The sequence below is a fragment of the Kineosporia sp. R_H_3 genome (assembly GCF_002198675.1).
GTDB lineage: Bacteria > Actinomycetota > Actinomycetes > Actinomycetales > Kineosporiaceae > R-H-3.
The window spans coordinates 36856-49475 of the sequence record NZ_MWLL01000230.1 but is presented as its reverse complement, the minus strand read 5'-3'; the positions used below and the strand labels follow the sequence as shown (position 1 = coordinate 49475).

Genomic DNA, 12620 nt, shown 5'->3' with positions numbered 1-12620 from the left:
CGATGTGTTCTCGCGACAGGGGTCTGACGGAGTCAGGCCACCGTCAGAGCGAGCCGCCGACGACCGTGGTGAGGTCGACGAGGCGGTTCGAGTAGCCCCACTCGTTGTCGTACCAGCCGACGATCTTCGCCTGGTTGCCCTGGACGGTCGTCAGGCCGGCGTCGAACGTGCACGACGCGGGCGAGGTGACGATGTCGCTGGAGACGATCGGGTCCTCGGTGTACTCGAGGTAGCCATTGAGCGAGCCCTCGGCGGCCTTCTTGAACGCCGCGTTCACCTCGTCCTTGGTCGTCTCGCGGCCGAGCTCGACCGTGAGGTCGGTCGCCGAGCCGGTCGGGACCGGGACGCGCATCGCGAAGCCGTCGAGCTTGCCCTTGAGCTCGGGGATGACCAGGGCGATGGCCCGGGCGGCACCCGTCGTCGTCGGGATGATGTTCGTCGCGGCGGCCCGCGCACGACGCAGGTCCTTGTGCGGGAAGTCGAGGATGACCTGGTCGTTCGTGTACGCGTGGATCGTCGTCATGAGGCCCTTGACGATCCCGAACTCCTCGAGGAGCACCTTCGCCATCGGCGCGAGGCAGTTCGTCGTGCACGACGCGTTGGAGATGATGTTGTGCTTGGCCGGGTCGTAGTCGCCGTCGTTGATGCCCATGACGACCGTGAAGTCCTCGTTCTTCGCCGGGGCGGAGATGATGACCTTCTTCGCGCCGGCCGCGATGTGCGCCTTCGCCTTGTCGGCGTCGGTGAAGTGGCCCGTCGACTCGATGACGACGTCCGCACCGAGGTCGCCCCAGGGCAGGGCGCCCGGGTCGCGCTCGGCGAGCGCCTTGAAGCTCTTGCCGCCGACCGAGATCGAGTCCTCGGTGTACGCGACGTCCTTGCCGAGGCGGCCGAGGATCGAGTCGTACTTGAGGAGGTGCGCGAGCGTCTTGTTGTCGGTGAGGTCGTTGACGCCGACCACCTCGACGTCGGCCCCGGACGCCAGCAGCGCACGGAAGTAGTTGCGGCCGATACGGCCGAAGCCGTTGATGCCAACCCGAACGGTCACGGAGGAGCCCTCCCTGGCGCGCCGGGGCAGCGCCCGGCGCGAATCTACGGATGATGAGTCCCGTACGCCGTCGTACGGCCACGGCAACCCTATTCGTTACCGCCAGGTATCACCCAACCGCACGCTCGTGTCACGGCGCGGCCCGATGGTCCCTGCCCGGCGCCCCCCGATGTGGTGGGGCCGGGCCGGCGGCTCAGGCGTCCAGCATGTCCGGCGTGAGGTTGGCCTCCGTGCCGGGGACGCCGAGGTCGTGGGCGCGCTTGTCCGCCATCGCGAGGAGCCGGCGGATCCGGCCCGCGACGGCGTCCTTGGTCATCGGCGGGTCCGCGAGCTGCCCGAGCTCCTCGAGGCTGGCCTGCTTGTGCTCCAGGCGCAGCGTGCCGGCCGCCTTGAGGTGGTCCGGGATGTCCTCGCCGAGGATCTCCATCGCGCGCTCGACCCGGGCCCCGGCCGCGACGGCGGCGCGCGCCGAGCGGCGCAGGTTCGCGTCGTCGAAGTTCGCGAGCCGGTTCGCCGTGGCGCGGACCTCGCGGCGCATCCGCCGCTCCTCCCACGCGAGGACGGCGTCGTGCGCGCCGAGCCGGGTCAGCATCGCGCCGATCGTGTCGCCGTCCCGGATGACGACCCGGTCGACGCCGCGGACCTCGCGGGCCTTGGACTGGATCGACAGCCGGCGGGCGGCACCGACGAGGGCCAGGGCGGCCTCCGGGCCGGGGCAGGTCACCTCGAGGGCGCTCGAGCGGCCCGGCTCGGTGAGCGAGCCGTGCGCGAGGAACGCGCCGCGCCAGGCGGCCTCGGCGTCGCACGTCGCGCCCGAGACGACCTGCGGGGGCAGACCGCGCACCGGGCGGCCGCGGGCGTCGAGCAGCCCGGTCTGCCGCGCGAGGCTCTCGCCGTCCCGCACCACCCGCACCACGTAGCGGCTGCCGCGTCGCAGCCCGCCCGGCGCCAGCACGATGACGTCACTCGTGTGCCCGAAGACCTCGGCGATGTCCCGCCTCAGCCGTCGGGCCGCATTGCCCGTGTCGAGCTCCGCCTCCACGACGATCCGCCCGCTCACGATGTGCAGACCGCCTGCGAACCGCAGCGTCGCGGACACCTCTGCCTTGCGGCAGCAGGGCTTCGTCACCTGGAGGCGGCTGAGCTCGTCCTTCACCAGCGCCGTCAGAGCCATGCGCCACATCCTGCCATCGCGTTCCTCCGCGCGTGTGCGGGAGGTCGAATTTCTGTGTTCATCTGATTGCGGACAGTCACGAGGACTGACCGTACGGGACGAAGATCGACCATGCGGGGTTTCACACATCTCCGAGGACGGCGTCGAACACGTCGCGGTAGGCGGCCGCGAGACGCAAGGGGTCGTGCCGCGGGGTGCCGTCCCCCAGGGACACCTGACGCATGAGGAGCCGCGCTCCGAGCGTGCCCGCGACGTCCGAGAGCGTACCCGGGTCCTCGACGGACGACGGATCGGCGAGGACGGCGTCGATCCGCAGCTCCGGGGCGTGCGCCGCGAGGACCTCCAGGTGCGCCTCGGAGGAGAACCCCTCGGTCTCCCCCGCCTGGGTCGCGAGGTTCATGGTCACGCAGCGCCGGGCGCGGGTCTCGTGCAGCGCCGCGGACAGCTCCGGGACGAGCAGGTGGGGCAGGACGCTGGTGAACCACGACCCGGGCCCGAGGACGACCCAGTCCGCCTCCATGATCGCGTCGAGCGCCTCCGGGCACGCGGGCGGCTGCTCGGGCACGAGCCGGAGCGCGACGACGTCCCCGGGGGTCGTCGCGACGGCGACCTGCCCGCGGACCGTGACGACCCCGTCCGGGTCGGCCGGGTCGGCGCCGCGCACCGTCGCCTCGATGTCGAGCGGGACGGCCGCCATCGGCAGCACCCGGCCGCGGGCGCCGAGCAGCCGCCCGACCCAGTCCAGCCCCTCGACGGTGTCCCCGAGGAGCTCCCACAGCGTGACGATGAGCAGGTTCCCCATCGCGTGCTGGTGCAGCGCCCCGGCGCTCGCGAACCGGTGCTGGAGGACGTCGCGCCACAGCCGGCCCCACTCGCCGTCGTCGCAGAGCGCCGACAGCGCCATCCGCAGGTCGCCGGGCGGCAGGACGCCGAGCTCGCGGCGCAGCCGGCCCGACGACCCGCCGTCGTCCGCGACCGTCACGACGCCGGTGAGCCGGTCGGTGACGTGCCGCAGGGCGGACAGCGAGGCCGCGAGACCGTGCCCGCCGCCGAGGGCGACGACCGAAGGTCCAGCCATGGACGCGGGGCTCCCTACTCGCGACCGAGGTCGCGGTGGACGGTGGTCGCCGACAGCACGTCGCTGCGCAGCCGCTCGGCGAGCTGCTCGCTCATCGCGACGGAGCGGTGCTTGCCGCCCGTGCAGCCGATGGCGAGGGTCGCGTAGCGCTTGTTCTCCCGGGTGTAGCCGGCGAGCACCGGCCGCAGCGCGGCCACGTACGCGTCGAGCCACGTCACGGCGCCCTCCTGGGCGAGCACGAACTCGCTGACCGGGGCGTCGAGGCCGGTGTGCCCGCGCAGCTCCGGGACCCAGAAGGGGTTCGGCAGGAAGCGGACGTCGGCGACGTGGTCGGCGTCGAGCGGCAGGCCGTACTTGAACCCGAACGACATCACGGTGACCCGCAGCGCCGGCCCGGCGCCGTCCCCGAACGCCTCGGCGATCTTCGCGGAGAGCTGGTGGACGTTGAGGTGCGAGGTGTCGAGCACGATGTCCGCGGTGCCGCGCAGCCCGCCGAGGATCTCGCGCTCCTTGGTGATGCCGTCGAGCAGCCGGCCCTCGCCCTGGAGCGGGTGCGGCCGGCGCACCGACTCGAACCGGCGCACGAGCGAGTCGTCGGCGGCGTCGAGGAAGAGCAGCCGGGTCTTGACCCCGCGGTCGCCGAGCGCCGCGAGCGCGGTCTGCAGCGCGGCGAAGAACGAGCGCCCGCGGACGTCGATCGTCACCGCGAGCTGGTGCACGTCGTTCGTCGTCGGTGTCGTCGTCAGGTCGACGAGCGTGCTGAGCATCTGCGGCGGCAGGTTGTCGACGACGTACCAGCCGAGGTCCTCGAGCACCGCCCCCGCCGTCGACCGGCCCGCGCCGGACATCCCTGTGATGACGAGCAGCTCTCGTCCGTCGTCGGCCCCACTCACGTCGTGCCCCTCCTGGTCGCCCGGGCCGCTGCCTGCATCCCGGGCCCCTGTGTCGTCTCCGTCGCCTGCCCGCGCCCCCGCGAGGTCAGTCGATGATCTCACCGGTGGCCATGTCGACCGCCGGCTCCGCGGTCTGCTCGCCGAGGGCGGCGACGACCGCCGCGGCCACCGAGGGACCGATGCCCTGGACCGAGGCGATCTCCTCGGCGCTCGCGGCGCGCAGCCGCTTCACGGAGCCGAACGCCCGCAGCAGCGCCTTCTTGCGCGCGGGCCCCAGGCCCGGCACCTCGTCGAGGACGCTCACCGTCATCGCCTTGCTGCGCTTCTGCCGGTGGTGCGTGATCGCGAACCGGTGCGCCTCGTCACGGACCCGCTGGAGCAGGTAGAGGCCCTCGCTCGTACGCGGCAGGACGAGCGGGTCCTCGTCCGCCGGGACCCAGACCTCCTCGAGCCGCTTCGCGAGGCCGCACAGGGCGACGTCGTCGATGCCGAGCTCGGCCATCGCCCGGGCCGCGGCGGCGACCTGCGGCGGGCCGCCGTCGACGACGACGAGGTTCGGGGAGTACGCGAAGCGCCGCGGGCGCCCGGTGTCGGGGTCGATCGGGGACGCCGCCCTGCGCCGGCGCTCCTCGCCCTCGTCGACTTCGTCGCGCGGCTGCGGCAGCTGGATCCCGCCCTCCGCGCCGGGTACGCCGCCGGGCAGGTCGTCGTCCGCGCCGCCGTCGCCGAGGTCGAGGCCGGCGTTCTCCTTGTCCTCGAGGTAGCGGCGGAAGCGGCGGGTGATGACCTCGTGGATCGACGCGACGTCGTCCTGCCCGTCGACCCCGCGGACGGTGAAGCGGCGGTACTCGCCCTTGCGCGGCAGGCCGTCCTCGAACACGACCATCGACGCGACGACGTGGGTGCCCTGGATGTTCGAGACGTCGTAGCACTCGATGCGCAGCGGGGCCTCCGGGAGGCCGAGCGCGTCCTGGATCTCGGCGAGCGCCTTCGAGCGGGTCGTGAGGTCCCCCGCGCGCCGGGTCTTGTGCAGGGTGAGGGCCTGGCCGGCGTTGCGGCCGACCGTCTCGGCGAGGGACTTCTTGTCACCGCGCTGCGGGACCCGGACGACGACCCGCGAGCCGCGCTGCTCGGAGAGCAGCTCCTCGATCTCGACCCGGTCCGGCGGCTCCACGGGCACGAGCACCTCGCGCGGGACGCCGTCACCGCCGACGTCGCCGTAGACCTGGAGCAGGAGCTGCTCGACGAGGTCGGCGGTCGTCACGTCCTCGACCTTCTCGACGACCCAGCCGCGCTGGCCGCGGACCCTGCCGTCCCGGACGTGGAACACCTGCACGGCGGCCTCGAGGTCGTCCTCGGAGAGCCCGAAGACGTCGGCGTCCGTGCCGTCCGGCAGCACGACCGCGCTCTTCTCGAGGGCCCGCCGCAGGGCCTGGAGGTCGTCGCGCAGCCGGGCCGCGCGCTCGTACTCCAGCTCGGACGCCGCGGCCTTCATCTGCTGCTCGATCCGGCGGACGAAGCGCTGCGTCTGGCCCGCCATGAAGTCGCAGAAGTCCTCGGCGAGCTCGCGGTGCTCCTCCTCGCTGACCCGGCCGACGCACGGCGCGGAGCACTTGTCGATGTACCCGAGCAGGCAGGGGCGGCCGACCTGGCCTGCCCGGCGGAAGACCCCGGCGCTGCACGTGCGCACCGGGAAGACCCGCAGCAGCAGGTCGACGGTCTCGCGGATCGCCCAGGCGTGCGCGTAGGGCCCGAAGTAGCGGGTGCCCTTGCGCTTGGCGCCGCGCATGACCTGCACCCGCGGGTAGGCCTCCCCCATCGTCACGGCGAGGTACGGGTACGACTTGTCGTCGCGGTACTTGACGTTGAAGCGCGGGTCGAACTCCTTGATCCAGGCGTACTCGAGCTGGAGCGCCTCGACCTCGGTGGTGACCGTCGTCCACTCCACGCCCGCCGCCGTCGTCACCATCGTCTGGGTGCGCGGGTGCAGCGAGGCGATGTCGGCGAAGTAGGAGTTGAGCCGCTGCCGCAGGCTCTTCGCCTTGCCGACGTAGATGACGCGGCCCGACGAGTCCCGGAAGCGGTAGACGCCCGGCGACTCCGGGATCTCTCCCGTCTTCGGGCGGTACGTCGAGGGATCGGCCACGGACCGAGCCTAGGCGTCGGCACCGACCTTTCCGGTACCGGCCCGGTGGCCCGCACCGTCGGCGCCGGCCGCCCCGGGGCCGAGGTGCACCTCGACGGCGGCGAGCCAGCCGGCCATGAGCGCGAGCGCCACCTCGCGCACGGTGCCGTCCGGGGGCAGGAAGGCCGCGTCGTGGAGCATCGGCGAGCCCGGGCCGTCACCGGTGCCGACGAACATCATGAGGATCGGCAGCCGGGTGCCGTACGTCGCGAAGTCGTCCGAGCCGCACGACGCGAAGGGTGCGGTCGGCAGCCCGGACGCCGCGAGCCAGTCCGCGGCGCAGGCCGCGGTCGCGGGGTCGTTGTCGAGCGCCGGCTCGCCGCGGCGCACCAGGTAGGTGCCCGTGCAGCCGTGCGCCTGCGCGATGCCCGTGACGAGCGCCTCGATCCGGGCGTGCAGCGCGACGGCGTCGCCGGGCCGCATCGTCCGGACGGTGCCGGCAGCGCGGGCCTCGTCGGGGACGACGTTCGGCGCGCCCGAGCCGGACAGCTGCGTCATCGAGACCACGGCCGGCTGGAGCGGGTCGACGGCGGACCGGAGGGCGTCCTGCATCGACAGGACGATCCGGCACAGCGCCGGGACCGGGTCCACGGCGAGGTGCGGGTAGGCGCCGTGGCCGCCCCGGCCCGTGACGACGACCTCGATCTCGTCGACGGCCGCGTTGACCGGGCCCGGGTCGCACGAGACGTGCCCGGCCGTGACCTGCGGCTGGACGTGCCCGCCGACGACGCACCGGACGTCGTGCGCGGCCAGGACGCCCTCGGCGAGGACGTCGGCGGCGCCAGTCGGGCCGACCTCCTCGCGGGGCTGCAGGACGACGAGGAGCCCGGCGGGCAGCAGGTGGCCGGCCGCTTCGGTCGCGAGGGCGGCCCGGGCCAGCGCGGTGACGGCGGCGAGGTGCACGTCGTGGCCGCACGCGTGCATCGCACCGTTCGTCGCGGCGTACGTCGCCCCCGTCGCCTCGACGAGGGGCAGCGCGTCGAGCTCGGCGCGGACGGCGACCGCCGGCCCGCCCGGCCCGATCCGCAGCACCCGCCCGGTCGTCGCGGACGCCGTCCCGGCGCCCGCACCGATCGCGGCGACGACGGCGGCCGTCGTCGCCGTCTCGTGGCCGGACACCTCGGGGGCTGCGTGGATCCGGTGCCGCAGCGCGACCGCCGCCGGCAGCTCGGCGTCGAGCGCCTCGACCCACCGCCGCCGCAGCGCCTCGAGGCCGGCCCGCGCGCCGGCGTGCCGGCCGGTCACGGCTGCGCCTGCCCGGTCACGGTGCGGCCGGGAGGCCGTAGACGCGCTCGGCGTTGCCGTGCGCGACGAGGTGCGCGAAGCGCTCGGCGTCCGGCGCGGACCACTCCCCGCTGCCGACCCGGTCGGCGAGCATCGCGGCGAGCCCGACCCGGAACGTCAGCGCGCCGAGCAGGTAGAGCTCGGGGGCGCCGTAGGCGTCGGAGGAGTAGAGCAGCCGGGTGAACGGCGTGACCTCGGCGGCCTCGGCGAGCACCTCGATGCTGCGGCGCGGCCCGACGTAGTGCAGCACCGAGCCGACGTCGAGGTGCACGTGCGGGTAGATGCACGCGAGGTAGGACGCCTCGCGGTGCAGCGGCCAGCAGTGCAGGAGCATGACGGGCACGCGGTGCTGGTGGAGCCAGTCGGTGAGCAGCGTCGGGTCGACCTCGGTCATCCGGATGTCGCTGTCGCCGAACCCGATGTGGAACTGGATCGGCAGGCCGAGGTCGACCGCGGCCCAGAGCGTCACCCGCTGGAGCACCGGGTCGGCGAGCCGCCAGCCGGACTCCCCCGGGCCGGCCGCGAGCCAGCGTGCGGCCGCACCCGTCGCCTCGGACGGCGAGGGCCGGCGCGGGTCGAGCCGCAGCCCGGTCCGGTACGCCGCGACCGACTTCACGCCGACGACGCCCGGGGCCGCGGCCGCCGCCGCGAGCCGGTCGGCGAAGCGCTGGGCGAACTCCCCGGGCTCGACCCCCTCCGCGGCGACCGCCTCGGCGACGGACTCGAGCCGGACGATGACGGACGTCGGCGTGCCGGTGAGCGCGGCCATCTCCTCGGGCGTCGTGAGGCCGTCGGGGCGGTGCCCGGTGTCGACGAGGTACCGGCTCGTGCCCGTCGGCGCGAGGAAGCGCCGGTTCACCTCCGCGGTACCGAGCTCGAACCGCCGGGCCAGGTACTCCTCGACGGGCGCGTGCGGCTCGAGGTCGAGCAGGGGCGCGCAGTGCCGCCGGATCGCGAGCCCGACCGGGGTGTCGAAGTTCGTCTCCCCGGCGGGCGGGGCACCGCCCTCGCTGATGATCGCCTCCAGCCCGGGGCGGTCGAGCTCGGCCGTCACGACGCCGTGGCAGTGGTGGTCGACGAGCGGGACGGTGCTGGCGACGTCCGTCATGAGGTCCTCCGGGGTGGCGTCGGGGCTGGGGCGTCGGGCGGTGCGTCCGGCGGGTCGGCCCGGCCGGACCGGACCTCCGTCGATAGTGCGTCGTACCGCTCCATCCGCTCGCGCGGCGCGCCGCCGAGCCGGTCGACGACGCTCACGAGCACCGTCTCGACGGCGGCCATCGCGGGCGACATCACCGCGAACGGCGACCCGGTCTCGATCGTCGTCGCGAGGACGACGTCCGCGTCGGCGGCGAGCGGCGACATGAGGTGGTCGGTGAAGAGCACGAGGCGGGCGCCCTGGGCGACCGCGCGGGTGCCGAACTCGACGGTGTCGTGCTGGTAGCGCCGGTAGTCGAACGCGACGACGACGTCGCGGCGGGCCACGTCGAGCAGGGCCGTGTGCCGCCCGCCAGGGTCGCCGGGGACCCGGTGGACGCTGCGGCGCAGCACCTGCAGGTGCAGCGCGAGGTAGTCGGCGAGGACGCTGCTGAACCGGCCGCCGACCGTCCACACGGCGTGCCGGGCGTCGGCGAGCAGGGCCGCCGCGGCGCCCGGGTCCGGTTCGCCGGCGAGCCGGTCGAGGTCCGCGGCGACCGACGTCCGGATCGCCTCGCGCACGGTGTCGACGAGGCCGGTGGCCGGCTCGCGCGGCATGACGTCGAGCGGCGTCGACCAGCGCGCCGCGAGCTCGGCGCGCAGCGCCCGCTGGAAGTCCGGGTACCCGGAGAACCCCAGCTTGCCGACGACGCGCAGCACCGTCGGCGCGCTCGCACCGGCCCGGTCGGCGACGACGGCGAGCGGCTCGAGCCCGGTGAGCGGGTACTCGGCGAGCAGCGCCCGGGCGACGCGGCGCTCGGCGGGCGCGAACGTGGGCGACGTGCGGCGGAGCCGTTCGGCGACCGACCCCCGCGGGTCGGGGGTCAGTACACCCACCGGTAGGCCTCGGCGACGGCCGCCGCGTCGAGGCCCGCGACCCGTGCCGCCTCCCCGCGACGCACGGCGAGCACAGCGTCCACGACGAGGTCACCGAAGGCCGCGGCCGGCAGCGGGCTCGCCGCGAACGCCTCGACGGCCTCCGCCAGGGACGTCGGCAGCCGGCGGACGCCGGCCTTCTCCGCCTGCACCGGGTCGAGCCCGGCCGGGTCGCCGGAGATCTCGTCGGGCAGCGTGAGCCCGCGGGCGACGCCGTCCAGCCCGGCGGCCACGGCGCCGCCGACGAGCAGGTACGGGTTCGCCGCGAGGTCGGCGCACTTGACCTCGATGTTCGCCGCCCGGCCGGTGTTGCCGACCATGCCGGTGACGATCCGCAGCGCCGACTCCCGGGTCTCGTGCCCCCAGCAGGCGTAGACGCCCGCCCAGTGCGAGGGCTGCAGCCGCAGGTAGCTCGCCGGGCTGGGCGTGGTCACCGCCGCCAGCGCGGGCAGCGCGTCGAGCACGCCCGCCGCGAACGCCTCGCCCTCGGCGGTCATCGCGTACCGGCCGTCACCGGTCGAGTGCAGGTTCGCGCCGTCCCGCCAGGCCGACAGGTGCAGGTGACCGCCGTTGCCGACGCCCGCCTCGAGCACGGACGGCGAGAACGAGATCCGCAGGCCGTGCCGCTGGGCGACGGCCCGCAGGGTCTGCCGGACGAGCACCGAGCGGTCCGCGGCGCCGACCGGGTCGAGCGCGCCGACGGAGACCTCGTACTGGCCCGCGGCGTACTCGGGGTGGATCTGGTCGACGTCGACGCCCTCTGCCGCAAGGGCTTCGAGGGCGTCGGCGCAGAAGTCGGTCTGCTCGACGAGCCGGGTCATGCCGTACGACGACCCGACGCAGGCCGGCTCGAACGCCGGGTAGGGCACGTCGCCGCGGCCGAGCGCGAACTCGATCTCGATGCTCGCCTTGAGCTCGATGCCCTGCTCCCGTGCGGCGCCGACGAGCCGGCGCAGGATCGTCCGGGAGCAGCCCGGGTGCATCGTGCCGTCCTGCCGCATCCGGTCCACCGGCGCCCAGGCCCACCCGGGTTGCCCGGCGAGCGGGACGACGTGGTCGAGGTCCGGGACGAGCCGCAGGTCGCCGTCCGGGCCGCCCTGCAGGTCACCGGTGACGATCGAGTCGTCGGCGAGGAACAGGTCGAAGACCGGCGACATGCCGACGCCCCACCGGGCCGCCGACGCGAGCCGGGCCACCGGGACGGTCTTGACCCGGTTCACCCCGCACGTGTCGACCCACGACAGGACGACACCGTGGACGCCGTTGGCGGCGAGGTCCTCCGCGAGGGCCTGGGCGCGGTCCCCGTCCCCGGCGCGGCCGCCGGGGACGGGGTCTGCGTACGTCGTCACACGATCTCCCTGGTCTCTGCGGGCGCCAGGCCCTCGTCCGCGGTGAGCTTCTCACCCGCCCGGCGGGCTGCACCGGGCGCCACGACGACGTACGCGACGCCGAGCGCGAGCCACAGCACGGACAGGATCGCCGGCACCGCGGCCTTGCCCGTCGGGAACGGGTAGACGTTCTTGTACAGCGTGTAGAAGAGCAGCGCGATGGCGAGCACCGGGATCGCCGCCTCCCACGTCGCGACCTGGCGGGTGCGTCCGAAGAAGAGCAGCCGGACGACGCCGACCGTGGCGAGCACGTACGCCACGAGCAGGATGAGGGTCCCGATGACCCCGGAGGCGATGAAGACCGACAGCGAGCCGGCCTGGTAGCCCTCGGCGTCCACCGCGACGGTCGGCCGGTAGATGACCCAGAGCACGACCTCGAGCACGAGGACCGCGACCGCGACGGCGCCCGAGGCGAGGACCGGCGTCCGCTTCGTCGCCGACACCGTCGCCAGGGCGGGCGGGGCGATCCCGTCCCGGGCCAGGGCGAAGAGCAGCCGCGAGGCGCCGACCGAGCACGCGAGCGCGCAGCCGAAGGCGCTGATCGCCGCGCCGAGCGTGATGAGGTCGCCGAGCCAGACGCCGACGAACTGGGTGCCGAGGTCTCCGAAGAGCGACCCGGACGACGCGAACGCCGCGAGCCCCTTCTCGTCGTTGCCGAAGCCCATGACCTCGACCCAGGTGACGAAGACGAAGTAGACGCCCCCGAAGACGGCGGTGCCGAGGATGGCGCGCGGGATGTCGCGACGCGGCTCCTTCGTCTCCTCGCCGAGCGTCGCTGCGGCCTCGAACCCGGCGAACGAGAGGAAGCCGAAGACGATGCCGAGGAAGATCGCGGAGGCGCCGGTGCCCTCGGCGAGGGTGAACGGCGAGAACGTGATGCCCTGGCCGTCCGGCCCGCCCCCACCGGCGAGCTTCACGAGCACGACGAGCGCGACGACGAGGATGAGAGCCACCGTGGCGCCTTCGACGACGAGCAGGAACCGGGTGCCGAGCCGGATCGGCGAGATCGTCAGCCAGAAGACCCCGGCGACGACGAGGACGACGAGCGCGAGGACGAGCCCGTCCGGCGGGCTCGACCAGATCCCGGTGCTGTCGAGGAACGACAGGATGAACCGCGAGGACGCCGTCGCGGTGACGACGCCGTAGAACGTGTAGGTGCCGAGCAGGCCCCAGCCGGCGACGACGCCCGCGCGGGGCCCCATCGTGGCCCCGACGAAGCCGTAGACGGAGCCCGAGTGGTGGAACCGCTGCGTGAGGCGGACGAATGTGTACGCGACGAGCAGGACGCCCACCGTCGCGAGGGCGAAGGTCAGCGGGATGGCGCCGCCGACGACGCCGACCATGCCCTGCGGGTTGATGTTCGCGGCCATCGACGGCGCCATGAGCGCCACCGAGATGCCGATCGCTTCCCAGATGTTGAGCTCGCGCGCGAGCTTCGGACCCTCACCGGCCATGGCTGTCTCCTCGGGCGACGGGCTCCGGACCGGAACCTGTTGGCCC

The 12620-nt window shown here is 74.2% G+C and carries 10 protein-coding genes; all 10 read right to left on the bottom strand.

Annotated features, from left to right (window positions below; all coding sequences use genetic code 11):
* Positions 1 to 43: 43 nt before the first annotated feature.
* On the bottom strand, positions 44 to 1048 hold the full coding sequence (gap, locus tag ECOMGDLI_RS29090) for a type I glyceraldehyde-3-phosphate dehydrogenase (protein ID WP_088320333.1): 1005 nt from the start codon (positions 1046 to 1048) through the stop codon (positions 44 to 46).
* Between the two features lie 193 nt (positions 1049 to 1241).
* Entirely contained in the window at positions 1242 to 2222 is a 981-nt protein-coding gene (whiA, locus tag ECOMGDLI_RS29085) for a DNA-binding protein WhiA (protein WP_088290801.1), read from the bottom strand.
* A gap of 121 nt (positions 2223 to 2343) precedes the next feature.
* A complete protein-coding gene (gene yvcK / locus ECOMGDLI_RS29080) occupies positions 2344 to 3426 on the bottom strand; it encodes a uridine diphosphate-N-acetylglucosamine-binding protein YvcK (RefSeq protein ID WP_369812806.1) in 1083 nt (360 codons plus the stop codon).
* Entirely contained in the window at positions 3315 to 4193 is an 879-nt protein-coding gene (gene rapZ / locus ECOMGDLI_RS29075; RefSeq protein WP_233153668.1) for an RNase adapter RapZ, read from the bottom strand. Before rapZ ends, yvcK begins: the two co-directional genes overlap by 112 nt.
* Positions 4194 to 4278: 85 nt before the next feature.
* Entirely contained in the window at positions 4279 to 6339 is a 2061-nt protein-coding gene (gene uvrC / locus ECOMGDLI_RS29070; protein WP_088320330.1) for an excinuclease ABC subunit UvrC, read from the bottom strand.
* Positions 6340 to 6348: 9 nt separating this feature from the next.
* Positions 6349 to 7623, bottom strand: coding sequence for a M20 family metallopeptidase (locus tag ECOMGDLI_RS29065; RefSeq protein ID WP_233153667.1), 1275 nt, complete (start codon positions 7621 to 7623; stop codon positions 6349 to 6351).
* Between the two features lie 16 nt (positions 7624 to 7639).
* Positions 7640 to 8770, bottom strand: coding sequence for an amidohydrolase family protein (locus ECOMGDLI_RS29060; protein WP_088320329.1), 1131 nt, complete (start codon positions 8768 to 8770; stop codon positions 7640 to 7642).
* Positions 8767 to 9693, bottom strand: a complete 927-nt coding sequence (locus tag ECOMGDLI_RS29055; protein WP_088320328.1) for a MurR/RpiR family transcriptional regulator — start codon at positions 9691 to 9693, stop codon at positions 8767 to 8769. The genes ECOMGDLI_RS29060 and ECOMGDLI_RS29055 overlap by 4 nt, the downstream gene beginning before the upstream one ends.
* Positions 9681 to 11081 carry a glutamine synthetase family protein gene (locus tag ECOMGDLI_RS29050; protein WP_088320327.1) on the bottom strand — a complete coding sequence of 467 codons (1401 nt, stop codon included), beginning with the start codon at positions 11079 to 11081 and terminating at the stop codon, positions 9681 to 9683. Before ECOMGDLI_RS29050 ends, ECOMGDLI_RS29055 begins: the two co-directional genes overlap by 13 nt.
* Positions 11078 to 12574, bottom strand: coding sequence for an APC family permease (locus tag ECOMGDLI_RS29045; protein ID WP_088320326.1), 1497 nt, complete (start codon positions 12572 to 12574; stop codon positions 11078 to 11080). The genes ECOMGDLI_RS29050 and ECOMGDLI_RS29045 overlap by 4 nt, the downstream gene beginning before the upstream one ends.
* Positions 12575 to 12620: the final 46 nt, after the last annotated feature.

Excerpts from the sequence above, each read along its gene's own strand:
- ECOMGDLI_RS29045 (WP_088320326.1), bottom strand. The coding sequence starts at position 12,574 with ATGGCCGGTGAGGGTCCGAAGCTCGCGCGCGAGCTCAACATCTGGGAA.
- whiA (WP_088290801.1), bottom strand. The coding sequence starts at position 2,222 with ATGGCTCTGACGGCGCTGGTGAAGGACGAGCTCAGCCGCCTCCAGGTG.
- ECOMGDLI_RS29060 (WP_088320329.1), bottom strand. The coding sequence starts at position 8,770 with ATGACGGACGTCGCCAGCACCGTCCCGCTCGTCGACCACCACTGCCAC.